The following is a 24,946-nucleotide window of genomic DNA, read 5'->3' on the forward strand; positions in this document are numbered from 1 at the left end:
TCGGCCGACCACCGCCGCCATCGATGGAGCTAACCATGGAATCATTCGTCCACCTGCGCAAAGGCCGCACCCCGAGGCGGCTACACGCCGACCTCGACGGCCTCAAGGACGATGAACTCGGCCGCGGCGGATTCGTCGGCCGCACCGCCAACATCTACCGCCGCCACGACCCCACGGCGTACCGGGCATCCGGCCCCCTGCGTCCGCTGGATGTGATGAGCAGCGAGCTGAAACCCAGCGACGCCACCGACGCCGCCGGCGCCCCGCTGCTGCTGTTCGGCAACGACGACTGCCGGATTTCGCTGTCCCGACGCAGCGAGGAGATGCCGTTTTACGTCCGTCATGTCGATGGCGATCTGCTCTCGTTCGTGCATCAGGGCAGCGGAGTGCTCGAGACGGAGTTCGGCCCACTTCGCTACCGCGAAGGCGACTGGGTGTACATCCCGAAGGCCACGACGTGGCGACAGGTACCCGACGGCGAGACCACACTGCTGATGATCGAGGCGACCGACGAGTTCCGGGTGCCACCGCCCGGCCCGCTCGGCAGGCACTTCCCGTTCGACCCGTCGCAGGCCGTCATTCCCGAGCCCGCGCCGGTCGACACCGGCGACGGCCCGCAGACCAACGGCGAGTACGAGGTTCGGCTGATGCACCCGACGGTTCCGGGTGGCCCGACTTCGCTGTACTACCAACACAATCCGCTCGACGTCGAGGGCTGGCGCGGTGACAACTTCGCCTTCAGCTTCAACATCGCCGACTACAACGTGATCGCCAGCGAGAGCGTGCACCTGCCGCCGACGGTGCACCTGTTCATGCAGGCCACCGGCGTGGCCGTGATGAACTTCCTGCCCCGTCCCGCCGAAACCGTGCCCGGCACCGAACGCCCACCGTGGTACCACCGCAACGTCGACTACGACGAGGTCTCGTTTTTCCACGGGGGCGACCTGTTCGGCATCCCGATGCCGCCCGGACTGATCAGCCATGCCCCGCAGGGTGTGCATCACGGCGCTCCGGAGAAGGCGCGTGAGCGGGCGCGACGCAAGTTCGACGAACAGGACCGCGTCGGATGGCAGGTCATCTCCATCGATACCAGTAGGCGGCTGACGCCGTCGGCCGAGGTGCTGGCGCACGACCTCGGAGCGGCGGCCGCGACATCAGACCTCGGAGCGGCGGCCGCGACATCAGACCTCGGAGCGGCGGCCGCGACATCGAACGAGAGCAAGCACGCATGACCACTGCGGTGAGACACGAGTACGACCGCATCCCCTATCTCGTTGCCTACCACAACAATTCGGCTGTACGCGATGTGTACGGCGGCGTGGCCGAGTTGGTGGTGCTGGAAAGCCACCTGCTGCGGCCGAAGGACAAGCCCGCAGATACCGTGCTGGTCTTCATGCACCCGATCGGCGGTGGTGCGTACCTGCCGATGATGAACGCCCTCGCCCGGGCGGGCCACCACGTCATCTACTGCAACAGCCGGTTCCGCGGCACCGACTCGGCGCTGCTCATGGAGAAGGTGGTCGAGGACCTCGGCGAGTGTGTCAAGGACGCCAAGAAGCGGCTCGGCTACGCCAAGGTGGTGTTGGCCGGGTGGAGCGGCGGGGGGTCGCTGTCGGTGTTCTACCAGCAGCAGGCCCAGCACCCGACGGTGACGGCCAGCCCGTCGGGCGACGGCCCGGACCTGACCTCACTGGGGCTGATCCCCGCCGACGGGCTGATGCTGCTGGCGGCCCACATCAGTCGCCACGGCACCATGACCGAGTGGCTCGACGCGTCCATCCTCGACGAGTCGGACCCTTCGAAGCGCGATCCCGAACTGGACCTCTACAACCCCGACAACCCCAATCAGCCGCCGTACACCAGCGAGTTCCTCGACCGCTACCGCCAGGCGCAGATCGACCGCAACCGGCGAATCACCAAGTGGGTCAAAGAGAAATTGGCGAAGCTGGCCGCTGAGGGTCGGCCCGATGACGAGTTCGCGTTCGTCGTCCACGGCACCATGGCCGACCCGCGTTGGCTGGATCCGGCCGTCGACCCCAACGAGCGCACCCCGGGCACCTGCTACCTGGGCGACCCGCAGGTCGTCAACAACAGCCCCGTGGGCCTGGCCCGGTTCTGCACCCTGCGCAGCTGGCTGTCGCAGTGGAGCTACGACGACGCCAACGGCGACGCGGTGCGGTGCGGGCCGGACATCGCGGTGCCGACGCTGGTGATCGGCAACCTCGCCGACGACGCCTGCACACCGAGCCATACCCGCCGGCTGTTCGAGGCCATCGGGCATCATGACAAGGAGATGCACGAGATTTCCGGCGCCAACCACTATTACGCGGGCGCCGACCAGCGCGACAAGCTGCGCGAAGCGGTCGGCGTCGTCACCGACTGGCTGCACCGGCACGGTTTCTCGTCATGACTGTCTCCGGTCCGCTCGACGGCATCCGCGTCATCGAGGTCGGCACGCTGATCTCCGGACCGTTCGCCGGCCGCCTGCTGGGCGACATGGGCGCCGAGGTGATCAAGGTGGAGCCGCCGGGCGCTCCGGATCCGCTGCGCACCTGGGGTCAGGCCGAACTGGACGGACTTCACTTCTTCTGGACAGTTCATGCGCGCAACAAGAAGGCGGTGACGCTGAACCTGCGCACCGAGGCGGGCCGGGCCCTTTTCCTGGATCTCGTCGAGCGCTCGGACATCGTCGTGGAGAACTTCCGGCCGGGCACCTTGGAGAAATGGAACCTCCGCTACGACGTGCTGCGTGAGCGCAACCGCGGCATCATCCTGGTACGGGTCTCGGGCTACGGGCAGACAGGGCCCGAAGCACACAAGGCGGGCTATGCGTCGGTCGCCGAGGCAGCCAGCGGGCTGCGGCACATGAACGGATTTCCCGGTGGTCCGCCGCCGCGGCTGGCACTCTCGCTGGGCGACAGCCTGGCCGGGATGTTCGCCGCCCAGGGTGCGCTGGCCGCGCTGTACCGCCGTTCGGTCACCGGCGAGGGGCAGGTCGTCGACGCCGCGCTGACCGAAGCATGCCTGGCGGTGCAGGAGTCGACGATCCCCGACTACGACGTCGGCGGGGTGGTGCGCGGCCCGTCGGGCACCCGCCTGGAGGGCATCGCGCCGTCGAACATCTACCGCAGCGCCGACGGCAGCTGGGTGGTGATCGCAGCCAACCAGGACACGGTGTTCCGCCGGCTGTGCGCAGCGATGGGCCAGCCCGAACTGGCCACCGACGACCGGTTCGCCACCCACGTGGCCCGCGGCCGCAATCAGGACGAGCTGGACAAGCTCATCGGCGACTGGGCCGCCCAGCGCGAGCCGGGCGACATCATCGAAACCCTCAGTGCCGCAGGGGTGATTGCGGGGCCGATCAACACCGTCGCCGAGGTCGTCACGGATCCGCAGTTCTCCGCGCGTGGCATGATCGCCGATCACTACGACGAGCGGATCGGCCGCAACGTCAAGGGCCCCGGAGTGGTGCCGGTGCTCTCGGAGACACCCGGCACCATTCGGTTCGCCGGTTCGTCGCGGCCGGGGCAGCACAACGACGAGGTCTACCGCGGCCTGCTGGGCAGGAGCGAGGCCGACCTGGACGCGCTGCGGGCGAAGGGAGTGTTATGACCGACCTACCCGAGCATGTCGCCATCCGCGACGTCTCGCTGCGCGACGGGCTGCAGATCGAGAAGCCGATCCCGTTGTCGGCCAAGCTCGAACTGCTGGCCGCGGTGGCCGCGACCGGGGTGCGCGAGATGGAGGCGACGGCGTTCGTCTCACCGTCGAAGGTGCCCGCACTGGCCGACGCCGCCGACCTCGCGACGCATCTGCAGGAGTTCCGTGACTCCCACGGCATCGAGTTCTCCGCGCTGGTCGCCAGCCCGAACGGCGCCAAGCGGGCGCTTGCGGCCGGGTTGGCGTCGATCGAGTACGTGGTGTCCGCGTCCGACGGACACAGCGCCGCCAACGTCGGGCGCACCTCTGCCGATGCGACCGCGCAGATCGGCGAGATCACCGCGATCGCGCACGACAGCGGCGCTACGGTCGAGGTGATAGTCGCGACCGCGTGGGACTGCCCGTTCGACGGCCCGACACCGCATCAGCGGGTGGTCGACGTCATCACCACCGCTCTGTCGAGTGGCGTGGACCGGTTGGCCATCGCCGACACCATCGGCACCACCACCCCTCGGCGGGTCGTCGAGACCGTCGAGGCGCTACGCCCGATGATCGGCGATGTGCCGTTGGGCGCACACTTCCACAACACCCGCGGCGCCGGACTGGCCAGCGCGTACGCCGCGGTCAACGCCGGCGTCACCCGCCTGGACGCGTCGGTGGGCGGGCTCGGCGGATGCCCGTTCGCGCCGGGGGCGAGCGGAAACATCGCCACCGAGGACCTGGTGTACCTGCTGCGTGACAGCGGCATCGGTGTCGACGTCGACCTGTGCGCCGCGATCGAGGCGGCCGCCGTGGCGCAACGTCTCGTCGGACATGATCTGCCGGGCTCGCTGCTGCGCGCCGGCGACCGGATCCTCGGCGACTGACGTGCCCGCCGGACCGACGGGGACGCTGAGCGCCAAGGGCCTGCAGACCCGGCAGGCCATTGAGCTGGCCGCCCGGAAGTTGTTCGCCGAACGCGGCTTTCACGGAACGACCCTGGGCGACATCACGTCGGCGGCCGGGAAGTCACCGGCGGCGTTCTACCGGTACTTCACCGACAAGGAGGACCTGCTGGCGGCGTTGGCCGAGTCGTTCCTGCACGACATGGTGGCGCCGTCGGGGTCGAGCCTCGAGCTGTCCCACTCCCCCGACGACGATGCGTTCTTCCGTTCGGTGGTGACCGGCTACTGGAACATGTTCAAGCAGAACATCGGCATCATGATCGCCGTCGCGCAACTGGCCGCGACACAACCGCGCTTCGCCGCCGTGCAGAACCAGTTCCGCCGCTTCGGCATGGATGTGGTCGCCGCCTCGGTGCGCCGCGCCCAGGAGCAGGGCTACGGCGCCGACCTGAATGCGGAGCACACGGCGGCCGCGATCGCGCTGCTGTTCGAGAACTTCACCACCGTTTTCGTGGGCACATCGGGTCTCGGCGTCGAGATCAGCGACGAGGACGCCATTGCGACGCTGTCGACGATCTGGAAGAAGACGCTGTACGGGACCTGAAGGAGATCACTGTGGATTTCACCCTGCCCGACCACCTGCCCGGCCTGCTCGCCGAGATGGACGCGTTCATCGAGGCGGAGATCAAGCCGCTGGAACGCGACCACATCCAGTATTTCGACAAGCGCCGCGAGCACGCGCGCACCGACTGGGACAACGGCGGCATTCCGCGGCGCGAGTGGGAGGACCTGCTCGGCGAGATGCGCAAACGCGCCGATGAGGCCGGCTGGCTGCGCTACGGGCTGCCCTCCCAGTTCGGCGGCCGCGACGGCAGCAACATCGACATGGCGGTCATCCGGGAGCACCTGGCGCACAAAGGGCTCGGCCTGCACAACGACCTGCAGGACGAGTCGTCGATCGTCGGCAACTTCCCCCAGGTCATCATGATGGACCGGTTCGGCACCGACGAGCAGAAGCGGCAGTGGACCGAGGCGCTGATCACCGGTGAGCGGTCGATGGCGTTCGGACTGACCGAGCCCGATCACGGCTCGGACGCCACCTGGCTGGAGACCGTCGCGGTGCGCGACGGCTCAGCAGACGGGGAGTGGGTCATCAACGGCACCAAGCGGTGGAACACCGGAGTGCACCGGGCCACGCACGACCTGATCTTCGCCCGCACATCCGGAGAACCGGGTCAGGCGCGGGGCATCACCGCGTTCCTGGTGCCGACGGACTCGCCCGGCTTCGCGGTGCCGTTCTACTGGTGGACCTTCAACATGCCCACCGACCACGGCGAGGTGGAGCTGAAGGACGTGCGCGTGCCCGCCGACGCAGTGCTCGGCGAGGTGGACCGCGGCCTCGAGGTGGGCCAGACCTTCCTGCACGAGAACCGGATCCGCCAGGCCGCCAGCAGCCTTGGCGCGGCGCAGTACTGCATCGACCGGGCGGTGGCCTACGCGGGAGAGCGCACCGTGTTCGGCAAGCCGCTGTCGGTGAACCAGGCCGTGCAGTGGCCGCTGGTGGAACTGCAGACCGAGGCGCAGATGGTGCGGCTGCTGGTGTACTACGCGGCCACCGAACTGGACCGCAACCATCACATAGAGGTCTCCGACAAGGTGTCGATGGCCAACTACCGCGCCAACAGGCTGGTCTGCGAGGCCGCCGACCGGGCGATGCAGGTGTTCGGCGGGGTCGGCTACAGCAGGCACGAGCCCTTCGAGCACATCTACCGCCACCACCGCCGGTACCGGATCACCGAGGGCGCCGAGGAGATCCAGATCCGGCGGGTCGCACAACGGCTCTTCGGGTTCGGGCGCAAGTGAAGTCGGAACTCGAGGCGGTGCTGCGGCCGGTACTGGGGGACGGCGTCACCGTGGCGAACCTGCGGGCACTGACCGGTGGGGCGAGCAGGACGACGTGGGCGTTCGACGCCGTCACCGCGCACGCGAGGAGCGAAAAAGACACCGCGCACGCGAGGAGCGAACAAGACGCCGATCAGCGTCAGGCGTTGATCCTGCGCACCGGACCACCCGACGACGTGCACGCGCCCATGGAACTCGAGGCCGTCGTGCAGCAGCGCGCGGCGGCCGCCGGCGCGCCGGTGCCGCACATCCTGTGCGCGGACAACTCCCCTGCCGCACTGGGCAATCCGTACCTGATCTGTGAGGCCATCGACGGGGAGACCATCGTCCGCAGGATCCACCGCGCGCTCGACGACAACGGCCGCGACCGTCTGCTGCACCAGTGCGCGCGGGCGCTGGCCGACATCCACCGCGCCGACCACGCCGGTGTCGAACTCGCGGCGTCGGACCAGCTCACCGAATGGCAGGACCGGCTCGACGAAATGGGCGACACAACCGCCACTTTCGAGTGGGCGTTTCGCTGGCTGACCGCGCACCGGCCGCAGCCTTTGCGGCAGGTGCTGGTGCACGGCGACTTCCGGATGGGCAACCTGATCGTCGACGAGTCCGGTTTGGCGGCGGTGCTGGACTGGGAACTGGTCCACCTCGGCGAGGTGTACGAGGATCTGGCCTGGTTCTGCATCCGGGCGTGGCGCTTCGGCGCTTCCGAAGAACTCGGAGCCGGCGGACTGGGCAGCGTGGAGACCTTCCTGTCCGCCTACGAGTCCGCCGCGGAACAGGCGCTGGACCGGGATGCGTTCCGATGGTGGCTCACCGTGGCGACCCTGCGCTGGGGGGTGATCTGCCGGTTCCAGGCCGAGCGGCATCTGTCCGGACAGGCGCAGTCGGTCGAGTTGGCCGCGATCGGACGGCGGGTCAGCGAAACCGAATGGGACATACTCGATCTGCTCGAGGGAGGCGGTCCGCGGTGAGCGGAGTCTACGGGAGGCCGACGGCAGCCGAGCTCGTCGCGGCGGTGGCCGGCTTCCTGGAGACCGACGTGCGAGAAGCGACTCGGCCCGAGCGTCGGCCCGCCGACGCCGGTGCTGTCAACTTCCACGCGCGGGTGGCCGCGAACGTGCTGCGCATCGTCGAACGCGAACTGCTCGACACCACGGTCGCCGAGGTCACCGACGCGGTGGGGTCGCTGGGCTTCGCCGATGAGCTGGAGCTGGCCGACGCGATCCGCGGCGGCCTGCTCGACGGACGGGGCGCCGAACTGCTGCCCGTGCTGCGGACCGTCGTACGGCACCGACTCGACATCGCTCACCTCGGCTATGCCGAGTGACTTCGGCGGCGAACGTTGAGTACCGTTCGAACAGCGAGAAGGTCGAAGGAGGGCAGCCAAGTGACTGTTGTCGACGCCGATACCGTCACCGACGTGGCCGATCGCCTCTTCCACGCAATCGAGACCGGCGACCGTGAGGGAGTCCAGCACCTGTGGAGCGACGACGTGGTGGTCTGGAAGGTCGCCGACCGCGACCGTGATAAGGACCGCGCCCTGCGGGTGATCAACTGGTTCATCGACGCGACCACTCAGCGCCGCTACGAGGTGCTGGACCGTCGCCTGTTCGACGGTGGGTTCGTCCAGCAGCACATCTTGCACGCCAGCGGCCGCAACGGTGGGTCGATCGCGATGCGGGTGTGTCTGGTCGTGCAGGTAGGCGCCAACGGTCTGATCGGCCGGATCGACGAATACTTCGACCCGGCGGAGATGGCGCCGCTGCTGGGTTCCTCAGAAGGAGACTGACATGGCAAGCCTCAGCGAGTTTTTCAGCGACCCGGACACCGCCGGAACCTGGACCGTCGACGCCGACCGGTCGACGATCACCGTCAAGAGCAAGTCGATGTGGGGCCTTGTTCCGGTCAAGGGCAAGTTCACCGAGTTCAGCGGCGATGGCCAACTAGCCGCTCCGCAAACGGTTTCCGGCCGCCTCGAGATCAAGGCCGCCTCGCTGCGCACAGGCATCCGCAAGCGCGACGAACATCTTCACTCCGCCGATTTCTTTGCGGCCGATAAATTTCCCGACATCGTCGTGGTGGTCTCGTCGGCCGACGTGGTCGACGGTGACTCCCTCGACCTGCATGCGCAGCTGACCGTGAAGGGCACGACCAAACCGCTGTCATTGCGGACCAAGGTCACCGCGGTCGGCGACGGCGGCATGCGGCTCGAGACGCGGGCCACCGTCAACCGGCAGGACTTCGGCGTCGACGGGAACATGATCGGCATGATCGGTGACACCGCCACGATCTCCGGTGACTTGGTGTTCCGGCGCGTCCGCTAGCCGTACGATCACCGCATGGTCGAGTCATCGCCACCGTTGCGGGTCCTCGTCTACAGCGACAACCCCAGGACCCGCGAGCAGGTACAACTGGCGCTCGGCAAACGGGTGCACCCTGACCTGCCGGAATTGACCTATTTCGAGGTGGCGACCGGTCCGATGGTCATCCGGGAGATGGATCGGGGCGGGTTCGATCTGGTGATCCTCGACGGTGAGGCCACCCCGACCGGCGGCATGGGAATCGCCAAGCAACTCAAGGACGAGATCACGGACTGCCCGCCGGTCCTGGTGCTCACCGGCCGGCCGGACGACGCGTGGCTGGCGAGTTGGTCACGCGCGGAGGCCGCCGTTCCGCACCCGATCGACCCGATCCGGCTCGGCGACGCCGTCAGCTCTCTGCTGCGAGCGCCAGTGCAGTAGCCGGAGAACACGGATTCGCCTGTGCCACATGCCTTCTGCGGGCATGACGACATAGCCACGTGTTGCCAATAGCGATACTAATCAAAAGGTGTGGCACCCATCGCTAACCCCGCTAGGGTGTGGGTAAGCTCACATCGACAGCCCACGAGGGAGCGTTTGCGCGGAATGGATTTGTACACACCGATCCTGGTGCTTGGCGCTATTGCGGCCGTGTTCGCGGTCGGCTCGGTCGGCATAGCTCTGTTTGTCGGTCCGCGGCGCTACAACCAGTCCAAACTCGAGGCCTACGAGTGCGGCATCGAGCCGGTCCCGGAACTGGCCAGTGCCCATTCGGCGGGCCAGCGCTTCCCGATCAAGTACTACCTGACCGCGATGTTGTTCATCATCTTCGACATCGAGATCGTGTTCCTCTATCCCTGGGCTGTCGCCTTCGACAATTTAGGGGTGTTTGCCCTGGTGGAGATGTTGCTGTTCATGGTCGTGGTGTTCGTGGCGTACGCGTATGTCTGGCGGCGGGGAGGTCTGGCATGGGACTAGAGGAGAAGCTGCCCGCCGGCATCCTGCTCTCGACGGTCGAGAAGGTGGCGGGCTACATCCGCAAAGGCTCGCTGTGGCCCGCGACGTTCGGGCTGGCCTGCTGCGCGATCGAGATGATGGCGACGGCGGGGCCGAGGTTCGACATCTCACGGTTCGGCATGGAACGGTTCTCGGCCACCCCCCGCCAGGCCGATCTGATGATCGTCGCCGGGCGGGTGAGCCAGAAGATGGCGCCCGTACTGCGGCAGATCTACGACCAGATGGCCGAGCCCAAGTGGGTGCTGGCGATGGGCGTGTGCGCGTCGTCGGGTGGGATGTTCAACAACTACGCCATCGTCCAGGGCGTCGATCACGTCGTGCCCGTCGACATCTACCTGCCCGGATGCCCGCCCCGTCCGGAGATGTTGCTGCATGCAATCCTCAAGCTGCACGACAAGATTCAGGAGATGCCGCTCGGCGTGCACCGCGAGGAGGCGATTCGCGAAGCCGAGAAGGCCGCCCTGGCCGTGACCCCGACGATCGAGCTCAAAGGCCTGCTGCGGTGACCGACAACGACAACGGCCCGGCCACGGGTGCCGAGCCGGGTCCCCAGGCCGACCTGCAACCCCCCGAAGTGATCGGCGTCCGGCGCGGCATGTTCGGTGCCACGGGCTCCGGCGACACGTCGGGCTACGGCCGCCTGGTGCGCCCGGTGGCGCTGCCGGGCGGCTCGCCGCGTCCGTACGGCGGCTACTTCGACGAGGTCGTCGACAGCCTGGCCGCCAGGATCGGCGAGGAGGACTACGCGGCCGCCGTCGAGAGCGTGGTGGTCTACCGCGACGAGCTCACGCTGGAGGTCCGGCGCGAACACTTGCCGGCGACCGCCCAGGTACTGCGCGACGACCCGGCGCTGCGCTTCGAGTTGTGCCTCGGGGTGAGCGGGGTGCACTACCCCGACGACAAGGGTCGCGAATTGCACGCGGTGTACCCGTTGATGTCGATCACCCACAACCGACGCATCCGGGTGGAGGTCGCCGCACCCGACGACGACCCGCACATCCCGTCGCTGTTCGGGGTGTACCCGACCGTCGACTGGCACGAGCGGGAGACCTACGACTTCTTCGGCATCATCTTCGACGGCCATCCCGCGCTGACCCGCATCGAGATGCCCGACGACTGGGTGGGTCACCCGCAGCGCAAGGACTACCCGTTGGGCGGGATTCCGGTGGAGTACCACGGCGCCGAGATTCCGCCGCCGGATCAGCGGAGGGCCTACAACTGATGAGCACAACCCCCAACCCGCCCGAACCGGGCGGTCCCGAAACGGTGGTCGTGGTAGGCGGACAGGACTGGGACGAAGTCGTCGCGGCGGCCCGCCGGAACGCCGACGCCAATGTCGGCGAACGCATCGTCGTCAACATGGGCCCGCAGCATCCGTCCACGCACGGCGTGCTGCGGCTGATCCTGGAGATCGAGGGCGAGACCATCGTCGAGGCGCGGGCGGGCATCGGCTACCTGCACACCGGGATCGAGAAGAACCTCGAGTTCCGCAACTGGACGCAGGGCGTCACGTTCGTCACCCGAATGGATTACCTGTCACCGCTTTTCAACGAGACGGTGTACTGCCTGGGCGTCGAGAAGCTGCTCGGCGTCACCGACGACATTCCGGAGCGGGCCAGCGTCATCCGCGTGATGATGATGGAGCTCAACCGCATCTCCTCACATTTGGTCGCGCTGGCGACCGGCGGTATGGAACTCGGCTCGATGGGCGCGATGTTCTACGGCTTTCGCGAGCGTGAGCAGATCCTGTCGATCTTCGAAACCATCACCGGGCTGCGGATGAACAACGCCTACATCCGGCCCGGCGGCGTGGCGATGGATCTGCCCGACGAAGCGATCCCGCAGATCCGCGACATGCTCAAGCTGATGCCCAAACGGCTGAAGGATCTCGAGGACCTGCTCAGCGAGAACTACATCTGGAAGGCCCGCACCCAAGGCATCGGTTACCTGGACCTGACCGGGTGCATCGCCCTGGGCATCACCGGGCCGTGCCTGCGGTCCACCGGCCTGCCCCACGACCTGCGCAGGGCACAGCCCTACTGCGGATACGAGAACTACGAGTTCGACGTCATCACCGACGACGCCTGCGACTCCTACGGGCGCTACGTGATCCGAGTCAAGGAGATGCACGAGTCGCTGAAGATCATCGAGCAGTGCCTGGAGAGGTTGCAGCCGGGCCCGGTGATGATCCAGGACAAGAAGATCGCCTGGCCGGCCGATCTCAAGCTCGGGCCCGACGGGCTCGGCAACTCGGCCGAACACATCTCCAAGATCATGGGCCATTCGATGGAGGGCCTGATTCACCACTTCAAGCTGGTCACCGAGGGTATCCGGGTGCCGCCCGGGCAGGTCTACGTCGCGGTCGAGTCACCGCGCGGCGAGCTCGGCGTGCACATGGTCTCCGACGGCGGCACCCGGCCCTACCGGGTGCACTACCGCGATCCGTCGTTCAACAACCTGCAGGCCGTGGCGGCGATGTGCGAGGGCGGCCTGGTCGCCGATGCGATCACCGCGGTGGCGTCGATCGACCCGGTCATGGGAGGCGTGGACCGATGAGCGCTTGCGCGAAGAGACGAATACACCGATGAGCGCTTGCGCGAAGAGGCGAGGGTATCGATGAGCGTGTTTCTCGAACTGGGTCAGCGACCCGACGAACCCGGCCCGCCGATCCACGGGCCGGTGTCGTATCCAGATGACGTCACGACCAGGCTGGCCGCCGACGCCGAGAAGATCATCGCCCGGTACCCGCAGGGACGTTCGGCATTGTTGCCGTTGCTGCACCTCGTCCAGTCCGAGGACGGTTATCTGACGCCTGCCGGAATCGCTTTCTGTGCCGGTCAATTGGGCCTGACCGACGCCGAGGTCACCGCGGTGGCGACCTTCTACTCGATGTACCGCCGCACGCCGACAGGCGAGTACCTCGTCGGTGTGTGCACCAACACCTTGTGCGCGATCATGGGCGGTGACGCGATCCTCGAAGCGCTGCAGGATCATCTGGGCGTGCACGCAGGCGAGACCACCACCGACGGGCGGGTCACACTCGAACACGTCGAATGCAACGCGGCGTGTGACTATGCACCGGTCGTGATGGTCAACTGGGAGTTCTACGACAACCAAACGCCCTCATCGGCCCGCGATCTCGTCGACGGCCTGCGCGCCGGGACGCCACCGGATCCGACGCGTGGGTCCGCCCCGCTGTGCACTTTCCGCGAGACCGCCCGCACGCTGGCCGGTCTGCCCGATCACCGGTCCGGCGGCGGGCCGCCCGGCGAAGCGACGCTGGCCGGGCTCCGGGTGGCCCACGAGAAGGGCATGGCCGCGCCGAGGGCCGATGTGCCCGCGCAGCCCCACGACACGCCCGACGACGCGGAGGCAGGCGCCGAAGCCACCAGCGACGCGCCCGCCCCCGGGCCGTCTGCCACGGTGCCGCCGAAGCCCGACACCACCGAAACAAGCACAGAAGCAACGGATTCGAAGGCATGACCGCACTGACCCCCGTCCTGAGCCGGTTCTGGGACGAGCCGGAGCCGTGGTCGCTGCAGACCTACCGCCGCCACGACGGATACCGCGCGCTGGAGAAGGCGCTGACGATGGCGCCCGACGACGTGATCGCGTTCGTCAAGGACTCCGGGCTGCGGGGCCGCGGCGGTGCGGGCTTCCCGACCGGCACCAAGTGGTCGTTCATTCCCCAGGGCGACACCGGTGCGGCCGCCAAGCCGCACTACCTGGTCGTCAATGCCGACGAGTCGGAACCCGGCACCTGCAAAGACATTCCGTTGATGCTGACCACGCCGCACTTCCTGATCGAGGGCGTGATCATCGCGGCGTACGCGATCCGCGCGCACCACGCGTTCATCTACGTACGCGGTGAGGTGGTTCCGGTGCTGCGACGGCTGCAGGCCGCTGTCGCCGAGGCGTATGAAGCCGGCTATCTCGGCACCGACATCAACGGCTCGGGATTCGACCTCGAGTTGATCGTGCACGCCGGGGCGGGCGCCTACATCTGCGGCGAGGAGACCGCGCTGCTCGACTCCCTTGAGGGTCGCCGCGGGCAGCCCAGGCTGCGCCCCCCGTTCCCCGCGGTGGCCGGCCTCTATGCCTGCCCGACGGTCGTCAACAACGTTGAGTCGATCGCCAGCGTGCCACCGGTACTGCTCAACGGCGTCGACTGGTTCCGCTCGATGGGTTCGGAGAAATCGCCGGGATTCACGCTGTACTCACTGTCGGGCCACGTCACCACGCCCGGCCAGTACGAGGCACCGCTGGGCATCACGCTGCGCGAACTGCTCGACCTCGCCGGTGGTGTGCGCGCCGGGCACACGCTGAAGTTCTGGACGCCGGGCGGTTCGTCGACGCCGTTGTTGACCGACGAACATCTCGACGTGCCGCTGGACTACGAGGGGATGGCCGGCGCGGGCACCATGCTGGGCACCAAGGCGCTGCAGATCTTCGACGAGACCACGTGTGTGGTGCGGGCCGTGCGGCGCTGGACCGAGTTCTACGCCCACGAATCCTGCGGAAAGTGCACACCGTGCCGGGAGGGCACCTACTGGCTGGCACAGATCTACGAACGCCTCGAGACGGGCGCGGGGACCGAAGCCGACATCCAGAAGCTCCTCGACATCTCCGACAACATCTTCGGAAAGTCGTTCTGCGCCTTGGGCGACGGCGCCGCCTCCCCCATCCTGTCGTCGATCCAGTTCTTCCGCGACGAGTACCTGGCGCACCTGTCGGGGGGCTGCCCGTTCGACCCGCACGCCTCGACGCTGATGGCCACCGAGGGGGCGGGCGTATGAGGACGGCATCGATCGTGCGCCGTCATACGGCGGTCGCCGCGCGTCGCGTACGAACCGGCACCGTCCCGGCCGGAAAGGATTTCTAGATGACGCAGACAGCTGACACGGGCACCGAAGTCACTCCGGTGGAGATGGTGAACCTCACCATCGACGGCGTAGGTGTCAATGTTCCCAAGGGCACGCTGGTGATCCGGGCGGCCGAGCTGATCGGCGTTCAGATCCCGCGGTTCTGTGACCATCCACTGCTCGACCCCGTAGGCGCCTGCAGGCAGTGCCTCGTCGAGGTGGAGGGCCAGCGCAAGCCGATGGCTTCCTGCACCACCGCGTGCACCTCGGACATGGTGGTGCGCACCCAGCTCACCTCCGAGGCCGCCGACAAGGCGCAGCAGGGCGTGATGGAGCTGCTGCTGATCAACCATCCGCTGGACTGCCCGGTGTGCGACAAGGGCGGTGAATGCCCGCTGCAGAACCAGGCGATGTCCAACGGCCGTGCGGAGACCCGCTTCGAGGACGTCAAGCGCACCTTCCCCAAGCCGATCAACATCTCCTCGGAGGTGCTGCTGGACCGTGAGCGTTGCGTGCTGTGCGCCCGCTGCACCCGGTTCTCCGAACAGATCGCCGGTGACCCGTTCATCGAGCTGCTCGAACGGGGCGCGTTGCAACAGGTCGGCATCGCCCCGGGCGAGCCGTTCCAGTCGTACTACTCCGGCAACACCGTGCAGATCTGCCCGGTCGGAGCGCTCACCGGCGCCGCCTACCGGTTCCGCGCCCGGCCCTTCGACCTGGTGTCCAGCCCCAGCGTGTGCGAACACTGTTCGTCGGGTTGCGCGCAGCGCACCGACCACCGTCGCGGAAAAGTGTTGCGGCGCTTGGCTGGTGACGACCCCGAGGTCAACGAGGAGTGGAACTGCGACAAGGGCCGCTGGGCCTTCACCTACACCACCCAGGGTGACCGGATCGCCACCCCGCTGGTGCGCGACGAGGAGGACGGAGCGTTGCGGCCGGCCTCCTGGTCCGAGGCGATCAGCGTCGCCAGCGCCGGCCTGGCTGCCGCCCGGGGAAACGCGGGCGTGCTGGTGGGTGGACGGATGACGGTCGAAGACGCCTACGCCTACTCGAAGTTCGCCCGGATGGTGTTGCAGACCAACGACATCGACTTCCGTGCGCGGCCCCACAGCGCCGAGGAGGCCGACTTCCTCGCCGCCCACATCGCGGGTCAACCGATGCAGGTCACCTACGCCGATCTGGAGCAGGCCCCCGCCGTGCTGCTGGCCGGGTTCGAACCGGAAGAGGAGTCGCCGATCGTCTTCCTGCGGTTGCGCAAGGCCGTCCGCAAGAAGGGACTGCAAGTCAAGTCCGTCGCCCCGTTCGCCAGCCGCGCGCTGGCCAAACTGCGCGGTCAATTGATCGCCGCGGCACCGGGTGGCGAAGCGGCGGCGCTCGACGGGCTGGTGGATGACGCGCAGTTGACGATGCCGGGCGCGGTGATCCTGGTCGGCGAGCGGCTGGCCACCTCACCCGGGGCGCTGTCGGCCGCAGGCAGGTTGGCGGCCGCGACCGGCGCCCGGCTGGCGTGGATACCGCGACGTGCCGGCGAACGCGGCGCCCTGGAGGCCGGTGCGCTGCCCGGTCTGCTGCCCGGTGGTCGTCCGCTCTCGGATCCGGCGGCGCGCGAGCAGACGTCCGCCGGGTGGAGCTTCGGCGAGCTGCCGAGCACGCCCGGCCGCGACACCGCCGCGATCCTCGACGCCGCCCGCCGCGGCGAGTTGGGCGCGCTGGTGGTCGGCGGGGTGGAGCCGGCCGATCTGCCCGACCCCGACGCGGCGTTGGCCGCGATCCAGGCGGTGCCGTTCGTCGTGAGCCTCGAAATCAGGGACAGCGCCGTGACCGCGCTCGCCGACGTGGTGTTCCCCGTCGCACCCGTCACCGAGAAGGACGGCGCGTTCATGAACTGGGAGGGGCGCATTCGTCCCTTCGGCCCGTCGCTACAGAGCAACGCCGCCGCTGACCGCCGGGTGCTCGGATTCCTGGCCGACGAGTTCGGCATCGACCTGAACATGTCGAGTGCTACGGCCGCGGGTGAGGAGCTGGCGCGGCTCGGGCTCTGGGGCGGTCGACGCCAGGACGGGCCCGCGGTCACCGCGCCGGAGCCGACGCCACCGGCCCCTGGGCAGGCCGTGCTGGCCGGCTGGCGGCTATTGCTGGACGCCGGCCGACTGCAGGACGGCGAACCCCATCTGGCGGGTACCGCCCATGTCGCCGTGGCCCGGATGTCGGCGGCCACCGCCACAGGCATCGGCGCCGCCGACGGCGATCTGGTGACGGTGGGCACCGGCCGCGGGCAACTGACGCTGCCGCTGGAGATCACCGCGATGCCCGACGGCACCGTGTGGGTGCCGCTGAACTCCATCGGTTCGCAGGTGCACCTGACGCTCGGGGTGACTGCCGGAGCCGTCGTGTCGATCGGGCGGGCCTCATCATGACGTATCCCGATCCGACGCTCTTCGGTCACGATCCATGGTGGCTGATCGTCGTCAAGGCGGTCGCGATCTTCGCGTTCCTCATGCTGTCGGTGTTGGTCGCGATCCTGATCGAGCGAAAGTTGCTCGGCTGGATGCAGATGCGCCCCGGCCCCAACCGCGTCGGGCCGTGGGGACTGCTGCAGTCGCTGGTGGACGGGGTCAAGCTGGCGCTCAAGGAGGGGCTGATCCCGGCAGGGGTGGACAGGTTCGTCTATCTCGCCGCACCGGTGATCGCGGCGGTTCCCGCGTTCATCGCGTTCGCCGTGATCCCCATGGGCGGCGAGGTGTCCGTCTTCGGGCAGCGCACCGCGTTGCAGTTGACCGACATGCCGGTCGCGGTCCTGTACGTGCTGGCGGCGACGTCGATCGGCGTGTACGGAATCGTGTTGGCGGGCTGGGCTTCCGGATCCACCTATCCCCTGCTGGGCGGGCTGCGGTCCAGTGCGCAGGTGATCTCCTACGAGATCGCGATGGCGCTGTCGTTCGTGGCGGTGTTCCTCTACGCGGGCACCATGTCGACATCCGGGATCGTCGCAAGCCAGCAGGGTCTCTGGTTCATCTTCCCGCTGCTGCCGTCGTTCATCATCTACCTCATCTCCATGGTCGGTGAAACCAACCGCGCGCCTTTCGATCTGCCCGAGGCCGAGGGCGAACTGGTCGGCGGGTTCCACACCGAGTACTCGTCGATCAAATTCGCGATGTTCATGCTCGCCGAGTACGTGAACATGATCACGGTCTCCGCGCTGGCGACCACGTTGTTCCTCGGCGGTTGGCACGCGCCGTGGCCGATCAACATGTGGGACGGCGCCAACTCCGGCTGGTGGCCCCTCCTGTGGTTCATCGCCAAGGTCTGGGGCTTCATGTTCGTCTTCTTCTGGTTGCGCGGCACCCTGCCCCGCATGCGCTACGACCAGTTCATGGCGTTGGGCTGGAAGATCCTGATGCCCGTGTCGCTGGTGTGGATCGTGATCGTCTCGAGCGTCCGCAGCTTGCGCAACCAGGGCTACGACGACCTCACCGCGGCCCTGATCACGGTGGCCGTCGTGGTCGCGCTGCTGGTGCTGGTCGGACTCTGGCGAACTGTTCGGAGCAGACGTATGCCGGCCACCACCGTGCAGGATCTGGAATCGGGCGCGTATCCGGTGCCACCGCTGCCCTCGACGGGCACCGCCCCGAAGGAGAAGTCCAATGCCTAGGTTCTTCGATGCGATCGCGGGGTTCGGGGTCACCTTCCGGACGATGTTCAAGAAGCGCCTCACCGAACAGTATCCGGAGAAGCCCGGCCCCGTAGCCAAGCGCTATCACGGCCGCCACCAACTGAACCGGTATGCCGACGGGCTGGAGAAGTGCATCGGCTGCGAGTTGTGCGCATGGGCCTGCCCCGCGGACGCCATCTTCGTCGAGGGCGCCGACAACACCGAGGAGGAACGGTTCTCCCCCGGTGAACGGTACGGCCGGGTTTACCAGATCAACTATCTGCGCTGTATCGGGTGCGGGCTGTGTATCGAGGCCTGTCCCACCCGCGCGCTGACTATGACCAACGACTACGAGATGGCCGACGACAACCGCGCCGACCTGATCTGGGGCAAGGACAAACTGCTCGCTCCGCTGGAGTCGGGCATGCTGCCGGCACCGCACCCGATGGCGCCGGGAAGCACCGACGAGGACTACTACCGGGGCAAGGTGAAACCTCTGAAAACCGAGGCAACCGAGGACGCCCGGTGAGCCTCGATTTCCTCACCACGGCGGTCGCCGACGGCGGGGTCCCCACCTCGACCACCGAAGCGGTGCTGTTCTGGGTACTCGGCGCGGTCGCGGTAATCGGCGCGATCGGCGTCGTCGCCGCACCCAAGACGGTCTACTCGGCGATGTTCCTGGCCACCACGATGATCGTGCTCGCTGTCTTCTACATCACCCAGGACGCGCTGTTCCTCGGCGTCGTGCAAGTGGTGGTCTACACCGGCGCGGTGATGATGCTGTTCCTGTTCGTGCTGATGCTCATCGGCGTCGATTCGTCGGACTCGCTGGTCGAAACCATTCGCGGCCAACGAGTCGCGGCGATCGTCGTCGGCGTCGGCTTCGGCATCCTGCTCATCGCCGGTATCGGCAATGTCTCGGTGGGCGGTTTCACCGGGCTGGCGCAGGCCAACGCGAACGGCAATGTGCAGGGCCTGGCTGCGTTGCTGTTCACCCGCTACCTGTGGGCGTTCGAGTTGACCGGCGCGTTGATCATCACCGCCGCACTGGGCGCCATGGTGCTGGCACACCGAGAGCGGTTCGAGCGCCGCAAGACCCAGCGCGAGTTGGCGCAGGACCGGTTCCGGCCCGGCGGCCATCCGACGACGCTGCCCACCGCGGGTGTGTATGCACGCAGCAACGCCGTCGACGTGGCGGCCCGGCTCCCGGACGGATCGGCATCCGAGCTCTCGGTCAGCGCGCTGCTGCAGCGACGGACCGTCGGCCCGGACAACGGCGACGAGGGTGACGAATGAGCCCCGAGTACTACCTTTATCTGTCCGCACTGTTGTTCACCATCGGCGCGGCCGGGGTGTTGTTGCGCCGCAACGCGATCGTCATGTTCATGTGCGTGGAACTGATGCTCAACGCGTGCAACCTCGCCTTCGTCACGTTCTCGCGGCTGCACGGCCAACTCGACGGGCAGGTGGTGGCGTTCTTCACCATGGTCGTCGCCGCCTGCGAGGTGGTGATCGGTCTGGCGATCATCATGACCATCTTCCGCGCCCGCCGGTCGGCATCCGTCGACGACGCCAACCTGCTCAAACACTGATGAGCGCTAGCGCGAAGAAGAGACAACCTGGGTGGGTGTGATGACAACTCCTGTGTGGCTGACGATCGCCCTGCCGCTGGCGGGTGCGCTGATACTGCTTCTGGGCGGGCGACGCACCAACGGCTGGGGCCACCTGCTGGGCTGCGCGGCCGCCCTCGGGTCGTTCGCGGTCGGCGCGCTGTTGTTCGCCGAGATGCTCGGTCGCGACGACGGGCAGCGCACCATCCACGAGTCGCTGTTCAGCTGGGTGCCGGTGGCCGGACTGCAGGTCGACTTCGGCCTGCTGCTCGATCCGCTGTCCATGTGCTTCGTATTGCTGATCACCGGTGTCGGCTCCCTCATCCACATCTACTCGGTCGGCTACATGGCCGAAGATCCCGAGCGGCGACGGTTTTTCGCGTACCTCAACCTGTTCCTGTCGGCGATGCTGCTGCTGGTCCTTGCCGACAACTTCCTGGGCCTGTATGTCGGCTGGGAGGGCGTCGGCCTGGCGTCATACCTGCTGATCGGCTTTTGGTCGTACAAGCCGTCGGCGGCCACCGCGGCCAAGAAGGCGTTCGTCGTCAACCGTGTCGGCGACATCGGCCTGGCCGTGGCACTGATGGTGATGTTCGCCTACATCGGGTCGGTGTCGTTCGAGAACGTGTTCGCCGCCGCGCCGGAGGTCGGCGAGGGCGTGCTGACGGCCATCGGCCTGCTGCTCCTGCTGGCGGCGTGCGGCAAGTCGGCGCAGGTACCGCTGCAGTCCTGGCTGGGCGATGCGATGGAGGGCCCGACGCCGGTCTCGGCGCTGATCCACGCCGCCACCATGGTCACCGCCGGCGTCTACCTGATCGTGCGGTCGGGACCGGTCTTCGACCTCGCGCCCGCCGCACAACTGGGCGTCGTGATCGTCGGTGCGGTGACCCTGTTGTTCGGCGCCGTCATCGGTTGCGCGAAGGACGACATCAAGAAAGCGCTTGCGGCGTCGACGATGTCGCAGATCGGCTACATGGTGCTCGCCGCGGGCCTGGGACCGGCCGGCTACGCCTTCGCAATCATGCACCTGCTCACCCACGGCTTCTTCAAGGCCGGGTTGTTCCTCGGCGCCGGTTCGGTCATGCACGCCATGAACGACGAGGTCGACATGCGGCGCTACGGCGGGCTGCGCAAGGCGCTGCCGATCACCTTCGCCACCTTCGGCCTCGGTTACCTCGCGATCATCGGCGTGCCACCGCTGGCCGGGTTCTTCTCCAAGGACGGGATCATCGAGGCGGCACTCGGCGCCGGTGGGGTGAAGGGGTGGATCCTCGGTGGCGTCACGATTCTCGGTGCAGGCATCACCGCGTTCTACATGACGCGGGTGATGCTGATGACGTTCTTCGGCGAGAAGCGCTGGGCCGCACACGCGCATCCCCACGAGGCGCCCAAGGTGATGACCTGGCCGATGATCCTGCTGGCGATCGGCTCGGTCGGGTCCGGCGCCGCGTTCGCCATCGGTGGAACACTCGAGCACTGGCTCGAACCGGTCGTGGGCACACACGAGATCCACCACGTCGCTCCGGTGTGGGTGGTGACCACCGTGATCCTGGCGGTGGTGGCCGTCGGCATCGTGATCGCCTATCGCATGTACGGCACCCGGGCGGTGCCCGAGGACGTGCCTGCGGGGTCGGCGCTCACCGTCGCGGCGCGCAACGATCTGTACGGTGACGCGTTCAACGAAGAGGTCTTCATGCGGCCGGGACAGCAGCTCACCAGGGGGCTGGTCGAAATCGACGATGAAGCGGTGGAGGGCGCGGGCACCGGCCTGGCCACGCTGGTGTCCCGGACATCGGCCGGACTTCGGCAGACCCAGACCGGCTTCGCCCGGTCCTATGCGCTGTCGATGTTGGCAGGCGCGATCCTGTTGGTCGGCGCGATCCTGGCGGTGCAGCTGTGGTGACGACATTCCCCTGGTTGACGGTGTTATGGGCGGTGCCGATCGTCGGCGCCGCGGTGGTGATCCTGCTGCCCGCTTCGCTGCGCGCGGTGGCGAAATGGCTTGCGCTCGTGGTGTCTCTGGTCGTCCTGGTCGTCACGGTGCTGTTGGCGGTGCAGTTCGACCCCGGCGGCGAGCAGTACCAGTTCGTCGAGTCGTACCAATGGATCCCGTCGTTCGGCACGGGTTACATCCTCGGGCTCGACGGCATCGCCCTGGCGATCGTCGCGCTCACCGCGGTGCTGGTGCCGCTGCTGCTGATCGCCGGCTGGAACGACGTCAGCGACCAGGCCGCATGGGGCGGGCGCTCGACGCACGCCTATTTCGCTTTGACGCTGGCCGTCGAGGGCATGGTGCTCATGTCGCTGGCCTCCCTCGACGTGCTGCTGTTCTACGTCTTCTTCGAGGCGATGCTGATCCCGATGTACTTCCTGATCGGCGGGTTCGGGGGATCTGGAGGAAGGCGCACCGAGTCTTCCAGGGCCGCCGTGAAGTTCCTGCTGTACAACCTGTTCGGCGGCCTCATCATGCTCGCCGCGGTGATCGGCCTCTACGTCGTGACCGCGCAGAGCGACGCTTTCGCCGCAGGCACATTCGACTTCCGGGCGATCGTCGCGGCGGTCTCGAGCGGCGAGCTTGCCGTCAATCCCGCCGTCATGCACATGCTGTTCGGTGGCTTCATGTTCGCGTTCGCGATCAAGGCACCGCTGTGGCCGTTCCACCGATGGTTGCCCGACGCCGCGGTCGAAGCCACCCCGGCCAGTGCGGTGCTGATGATGGCGGTCATGGACAAGGTCGGAACCTTCGGCATGCTGCGGTACTGCCTGCAGCTGTTCCCCGACTCCTCAGCTTATTTCCGGCCGCTGATCATCACGCTAGCGGTGATCGGCATCGTCTACGGCGCCGTCGTGGCGATCGGTCAGACCGACGTGATGCGCCTGATCGCCTACACCTCCATCTCCCACTTCGGCTTCATCATCCTGGGAATCTTCGTGATGACGAGCCAGGGCCAGGCGGGCTCGACGCTGTACATGGTCAACCATGGCCTGTCGACCGCCGCGCTGTTCCTGATCGCCGGATTCCTGGTCACGCGCAGGGGTTCTCGCCTCATCGCGTCCTACGGTGGAGTGCAGAAGGTGGCCCCCGTGCTGGCGGGCACCTTCCTCGTCGCGGGCCTTGCCACTTTGTCGCTACCCGGACTGGCGCCTTTCATCAGCGAGTTCCTGGTCCTCATCGGCACATTCACCCGCTACCCGGTGCTGGCCGTGTTCGCCGCGACCGCGCTGGTGCTGTCGGCGATCTACATCCTGTGGATGTATCAGCGGATGATGACCGGTCCGGTCACCGACGGCAACGACCGGCTGCGTGACCTGGTTCCGCGCGAACTCGTGGTCGTCGCCCCGCTGATCGCGATGTTGATCGTGCTGGGTGTGTACCCGAAGCCCGCGCTCGACGTGATCAATCCCGCGGTCACACACACGCTGACCACGATCGACCAGCAAGACCCGGTGCCCCCGATGGCGGAAGGGCCGATTCGATGAACGTCCAAGCACCCGTTGTCGAGTACGGCCTGCTGTCTCCGATGCTGATCGTGTTCGGGGCGGCGATCGCCGGTGTGCTCGTCGAGGCGTTCCTGCCTCGGGCGAGCCGCTACCGAGCGCAACTGACGCTCAGCCTGGGCGCCCTGGCCGCCGCGGCGGTGGCGGTCGTTCTGGTATTCCGCGATCTCGACGGCGCGGTGGGCCGGTCCGCGGTGATGGGCGCCGTCGTCATCGATGCGCCGGCGTTGTTCCTGCAGGCCACGATCCTGGTGATGGGCGTGCTGGGTGTCATGCTCATCGCCGAACGGCAGGCCGGCGCGCAAGCCGACGGCAGAACGGCAGGACGCGGCCTGGATGCGTTCACCCCACAGGCGTCGGCCGTGCCCGGCGCCGTCGCCGAGCAGTTGGCGACCAAGGCCGGCGTCATCCAGACCGAGGTGTTTCCGCTCACGATGTTCGCGATCGGCGGCATGTTGCTGTTCCCGGCCGCCGACGATCTGCTGACGATGTTCATCGCGCTCGAGGCGCTCTCTCTGCCGCTGTATCTGCTGTGTGGGCTCGCGCGTCGCCATCGCCTCTTGTCGCAGGAAGCGGCGCTGAAATACTTTCTGCTGGGCGCCTTCTCGTCGGCATTCTTTCTTTTCGGCGCGGCGCTGGTGTACGGCTTCGCCGGGACACTCGATTTCCGCGGCATCGCCGAGGTGGTGGAGAGCGGGACCGCTGACACGTCGCTGGCGCTTATCGGCACGGGCCTGCTGCTGGTGGGCATCCTGTTCAAAATCGGCGCGGTGCCGTTCCATTCGTGGATTCCGGACGTCTATCAGGGCGCGCCGACGCCTATCACCGCATTCATGGCCGCAGCCACCAAGATCGCGGCGTTCGGCGCGATGCTGCGCGTCTTCTATGTCGCCCTGCCGGGCCTGAGCGGCGACTGGCGCCCCGTGCTGTGGGCGGTGGCGATTCTGACGATGGTGTTCGGCACGGTCACCGCCATCACGCAGACCGATGTGAAGCGGATGCTGGCCTACTCGGCCGTCGCGCACACCGGCTTCATCCTCACCGGTGTGATCGCCGGGAACGAAGCGGGCCTCTCGTCGACCCTGTTCTACCTGTTCGCCTACGGCTTCAGCACGGTCGGCGCGTTCGCGATCGTGAGCCTGGTGCGCAACACCGCCGACGGTGACGAGGACACCGCGATGGCGCGGTGGGCCGGGCTGGGCAGACGTTATCCCGTGGTGGCCGTGATGTTCTCGCTGTTCCTGCTGGCCTTCGCCGGTATCCCGTTGACCAGCGGCTTCGTCAGTAAGTTCGCAGTGTTCAAGGCGGCAGGCGAGGGCGGCGCGATCCCTTTGGTGGTCGTCGGTGTCATCGCCAGCGCGATGGCGGCCTATTTCTACGTGCGGGTCATCGTGCTGATGTTCTTCACCGACCCGCCGGCCGATGCACCGACGGTCGTGGCGCCGAGCTGGCTGAGCACCGCCGTCGTGACCGTCACCGCGGCCGTCACCTTCGCGCTCGGCGCGTTGCCTCAACCCTTGCTGGACCTGGCCAATAGCGCCGACCAGTTCCTGCGCTAGTT

Annotated in this window: 24 protein-coding genes and 1 pseudogene; all 25 read left to right on the forward strand. The window is 67.5% G+C overall.

What is annotated here, in order from left to right; translation table 11 throughout:
- Positions 1-35: 35 nt before the first annotated feature.
- Positions 36-1,139 (forward strand): annotated as a pseudogene (locus tag K3G64_RS01850) (homogentisate 1,2-dioxygenase); the annotation flags it as partial.
- Between the two features lie 89 nt (positions 1,140-1,228).
- Positions 1,229-2,410, forward strand: coding sequence for an alpha/beta hydrolase (locus tag K3G64_RS01855; RefSeq protein WP_238888546.1), 1,182 nt, complete (start codon positions 1,229-1,231; stop codon positions 2,408-2,410).
- Positions 2,407-3,612 carry a CaiB/BaiF CoA transferase family protein gene (locus K3G64_RS01860; RefSeq protein WP_238888548.1) on the forward strand — a complete coding sequence of 402 codons (1,206 nt, stop codon included), beginning with the start codon at positions 2,407-2,409 and terminating at the stop codon, positions 3,610-3,612. Before K3G64_RS01855 ends, K3G64_RS01860 begins: the two co-directional genes overlap by 4 nt.
- Positions 3,609-4,526 (forward strand): hydroxymethylglutaryl-CoA lyase, encoded by a 918-nt coding sequence (locus K3G64_RS01865; RefSeq protein WP_238888550.1) that lies wholly within the window; start codon positions 3,609-3,611, stop codon positions 4,524-4,526. Before K3G64_RS01860 ends, K3G64_RS01865 begins: the two co-directional genes overlap by 4 nt.
- A 1-nt stretch (position 4,527) precedes the next feature.
- Positions 4,528-5,148, forward strand: coding sequence for a TetR/AcrR family transcriptional regulator (locus K3G64_RS01870; protein ID WP_238888552.1), 621 nt, complete (start codon positions 4,528-4,530; stop codon positions 5,146-5,148).
- Positions 5,149-5,159: 11 nt separating this feature from the next.
- Positions 5,160-6,407 carry an acyl-CoA dehydrogenase family protein gene (locus K3G64_RS01875; RefSeq protein WP_238888554.1) on the forward strand — a complete coding sequence of 416 codons (1,248 nt, stop codon included), beginning with the start codon at positions 5,160-5,162 and terminating at the stop codon, positions 6,405-6,407.
- Entirely contained in the window at positions 6,404-7,417 is a 1,014-nt protein-coding gene (locus K3G64_RS01880; RefSeq protein ID WP_238888556.1) for a phosphotransferase family protein, read from the forward strand. Before K3G64_RS01875 ends, K3G64_RS01880 begins: the two co-directional genes overlap by 4 nt.
- Positions 7,375-7,773 (forward strand): DUF6285 domain-containing protein, encoded by a 399-nt coding sequence (locus tag K3G64_RS01885; protein ID WP_370647057.1) that lies wholly within the window; start codon positions 7,375-7,377, stop codon positions 7,771-7,773. Before K3G64_RS01880 ends, K3G64_RS01885 begins: the two co-directional genes overlap by 43 nt.
- Before the next feature lie 60 nt (positions 7,774-7,833).
- Positions 7,834-8,235: a nuclear transport factor 2 family protein gene (locus K3G64_RS01890; protein WP_238888558.1), complete on the forward strand. Its 402-nt coding sequence runs from the start codon at positions 7,834-7,836 to the stop codon at positions 8,233-8,235.
- Position 8,236: 1 nt separating this feature from the next.
- Positions 8,237-8,770: a YceI family protein gene (locus tag K3G64_RS01895; RefSeq protein ID WP_238888559.1), complete on the forward strand. Its 534-nt coding sequence runs from the start codon at positions 8,237-8,239 to the stop codon at positions 8,768-8,770.
- A gap of 15 nt (positions 8,771-8,785) precedes the next feature.
- On the forward strand, positions 8,786-9,187 hold the full coding sequence (locus tag K3G64_RS01900; RefSeq protein WP_238888560.1) for an Rv3143 family two-component system response regulator: 402 nt from the start codon (positions 8,786-8,788) through the stop codon (positions 9,185-9,187).
- 165 nt (positions 9,188-9,352) lie between these two features.
- Positions 9,353-9,724, forward strand: coding sequence for an NADH-quinone oxidoreductase subunit A (locus tag K3G64_RS01905; RefSeq protein WP_238888561.1), 372 nt, complete (start codon positions 9,353-9,355; stop codon positions 9,722-9,724).
- On the forward strand, positions 9,715-10,269 hold the full coding sequence (locus K3G64_RS01910; protein ID WP_238888562.1) for a NuoB/complex I 20 kDa subunit family protein: 555 nt from the start codon (positions 9,715-9,717) through the stop codon (positions 10,267-10,269). The genes K3G64_RS01905 and K3G64_RS01910 overlap by 10 nt, the downstream gene beginning before the upstream one ends.
- Positions 10,270-10,358: 89 nt before the next feature.
- Positions 10,359-10,985, forward strand: coding sequence for an NADH-quinone oxidoreductase subunit C (locus K3G64_RS01915; RefSeq protein ID WP_238950346.1), 627 nt, complete (start codon positions 10,359-10,361; stop codon positions 10,983-10,985).
- The gene (locus tag K3G64_RS01920; protein WP_238888563.1) at positions 10,985-12,319 is read left to right on the forward strand and encodes an NADH-quinone oxidoreductase subunit D; all 1,335 of its coding nucleotides are present in this window, start codon (positions 10,985-10,987) and stop codon (positions 12,317-12,319) included. The genes K3G64_RS01915 and K3G64_RS01920 overlap by 1 nt, the downstream gene beginning before the upstream one ends.
- A 60-nt stretch (positions 12,320-12,379) precedes the next feature.
- Positions 12,380-13,246, forward strand: coding sequence for an NADH-quinone oxidoreductase subunit NuoE (nuoE, locus tag K3G64_RS01925; RefSeq protein ID WP_238888564.1), 867 nt, complete (start codon positions 12,380-12,382; stop codon positions 13,244-13,246).
- Positions 13,243-14,559, forward strand: a complete 1,317-nt coding sequence (gene nuoF, locus K3G64_RS01930) for an NADH-quinone oxidoreductase subunit NuoF (protein ID WP_238888565.1) — start codon at positions 13,243-13,245, stop codon at positions 14,557-14,559. The genes nuoE and nuoF overlap by 4 nt, the downstream gene beginning before the upstream one ends.
- 86 nt (positions 14,560-14,645) lie before the next feature.
- On the forward strand, positions 14,646-17,042 hold the full coding sequence (locus K3G64_RS01935; protein ID WP_238888566.1) for an NADH-quinone oxidoreductase subunit G: 2,397 nt from the start codon (positions 14,646-14,648) through the stop codon (positions 17,040-17,042).
- Positions 17,039-18,277: an NADH-quinone oxidoreductase subunit NuoH gene (gene nuoH / locus K3G64_RS01940; protein WP_238888567.1), complete on the forward strand. Its 1,239-nt coding sequence runs from the start codon at positions 17,039-17,041 to the stop codon at positions 18,275-18,277. The genes K3G64_RS01935 and nuoH overlap by 4 nt, the downstream gene beginning before the upstream one ends.
- Positions 18,270-18,806, forward strand: a complete 537-nt coding sequence (gene nuoI / locus K3G64_RS01945) for an NADH-quinone oxidoreductase subunit NuoI (RefSeq protein WP_238888568.1) — start codon at positions 18,270-18,272, stop codon at positions 18,804-18,806. Before nuoH ends, nuoI begins: the two co-directional genes overlap by 8 nt.
- Positions 18,803-19,573, forward strand: coding sequence for an NADH-quinone oxidoreductase subunit J (locus K3G64_RS01950; protein WP_238888569.1), 771 nt, complete (start codon positions 18,803-18,805; stop codon positions 19,571-19,573). Before nuoI ends, K3G64_RS01950 begins: the two co-directional genes overlap by 4 nt.
- Positions 19,570-19,869 carry an NADH-quinone oxidoreductase subunit NuoK gene (gene nuoK, locus K3G64_RS01955; RefSeq protein ID WP_238888570.1) on the forward strand — a complete coding sequence of 100 codons (300 nt, stop codon included), beginning with the start codon at positions 19,570-19,572 and terminating at the stop codon, positions 19,867-19,869. Before K3G64_RS01950 ends, nuoK begins: the two co-directional genes overlap by 4 nt.
- 40 nt (positions 19,870-19,909) lie before the next feature.
- Entirely contained in the window at positions 19,910-21,790 is a 1,881-nt protein-coding gene (gene nuoL, locus K3G64_RS01960; RefSeq protein ID WP_238888577.1) for an NADH-quinone oxidoreductase subunit L, read from the forward strand.
- On the forward strand, positions 21,787-23,367 hold the full coding sequence (locus K3G64_RS01965; RefSeq protein ID WP_238888578.1) for an NADH-quinone oxidoreductase subunit M: 1,581 nt from the start codon (positions 21,787-21,789) through the stop codon (positions 23,365-23,367). The genes nuoL and K3G64_RS01965 overlap by 4 nt, the downstream gene beginning before the upstream one ends.
- Positions 23,364-24,944, forward strand: coding sequence for an NADH-quinone oxidoreductase subunit NuoN (gene nuoN / locus K3G64_RS01970; RefSeq protein ID WP_238888579.1), 1,581 nt, complete (start codon positions 23,364-23,366; stop codon positions 24,942-24,944). Before K3G64_RS01965 ends, nuoN begins: the two co-directional genes overlap by 4 nt.
- Positions 24,945-24,946 lie beyond the last annotated feature (2 nt).

Source organism: Mycobacterium sp. IDR2000157661, from assembly GCF_022317005.1.
Lineage (GTDB): Bacteria > Actinomycetota > Actinomycetes > Mycobacteriales > Mycobacteriaceae > Mycobacterium.

What these genes read in the sequence shown, in the direction of transcription:
- nuoI (WP_238888568.1), top strand. Translation starts at nt 18,270, where the DNA reads ATGCCTAGGTTCTTCGATGCGATCGCGGGGTTCGGGGTCACCTTCCGG.
- K3G64_RS01905 (WP_238888561.1), top strand. Translation starts at nt 9,353, where the DNA reads ATGGATTTGTACACACCGATCCTGGTGCTTGGCGCTATTGCGGCCGTG.
- K3G64_RS01935 (WP_238888566.1), top strand. Translation starts at nt 14,646, where the DNA reads ATGACGCAGACAGCTGACACGGGCACCGAAGTCACTCCGGTGGAGATG.
- K3G64_RS01885 (WP_370647057.1), top strand. Translation starts at nt 7,375, where the DNA reads ATGGGACATACTCGATCTGCTCGAGGGAGGCGGTCCGCGGTGAGCGGA.
- K3G64_RS01895 (WP_238888559.1), top strand. Translation starts at nt 8,237, where the DNA reads ATGGCAAGCCTCAGCGAGTTTTTCAGCGACCCGGACACCGCCGGAACC.
- nuoH (WP_238888567.1), top strand. Translation starts at nt 17,039, where the DNA reads ATGACGTATCCCGATCCGACGCTCTTCGGTCACGATCCATGGTGGCTG.
- K3G64_RS01920 (WP_238888563.1), top strand. Translation starts at nt 10,985, where the DNA reads ATGAGCACAACCCCCAACCCGCCCGAACCGGGCGGTCCCGAAACGGTG.
- K3G64_RS01855 (WP_238888546.1), top strand. Translation starts at nt 1,229, where the DNA reads ATGACCACTGCGGTGAGACACGAGTACGACCGCATCCCCTATCTCGTT.
- nuoK (WP_238888570.1), top strand. Translation starts at nt 19,570, where the DNA reads ATGAGCCCCGAGTACTACCTTTATCTGTCCGCACTGTTGTTCACCATC.
- nuoL (WP_238888577.1), top strand. Translation starts at nt 19,910, where the DNA reads ATGACAACTCCTGTGTGGCTGACGATCGCCCTGCCGCTGGCGGGTGCG.
- nuoN (WP_238888579.1), top strand. Translation starts at nt 23,364, where the DNA reads ATGAACGTCCAAGCACCCGTTGTCGAGTACGGCCTGCTGTCTCCGATG.
- nuoF (WP_238888565.1), top strand. Translation starts at nt 13,243, where the DNA reads ATGACCGCACTGACCCCCGTCCTGAGCCGGTTCTGGGACGAGCCGGAG.
- K3G64_RS01910 (WP_238888562.1), top strand. Translation starts at nt 9,715, where the DNA reads ATGGGACTAGAGGAGAAGCTGCCCGCCGGCATCCTGCTCTCGACGGTC.
- K3G64_RS01860 (WP_238888548.1), top strand. Translation starts at nt 2,407, where the DNA reads ATGACTGTCTCCGGTCCGCTCGACGGCATCCGCGTCATCGAGGTCGGC.
- K3G64_RS01900 (WP_238888560.1), top strand. Translation starts at nt 8,786, where the DNA reads ATGGTCGAGTCATCGCCACCGTTGCGGGTCCTCGTCTACAGCGACAAC.
- nuoE (WP_238888564.1), top strand. Translation starts at nt 12,380, where the DNA reads ATGAGCGTGTTTCTCGAACTGGGTCAGCGACCCGACGAACCCGGCCCG.
- K3G64_RS01865 (WP_238888550.1), top strand. Translation starts at nt 3,609, where the DNA reads ATGACCGACCTACCCGAGCATGTCGCCATCCGCGACGTCTCGCTGCGC.
- K3G64_RS01915 (WP_238950346.1), top strand. Translation starts at nt 10,359, where the DNA reads ATGTTCGGTGCCACGGGCTCCGGCGACACGTCGGGCTACGGCCGCCTG.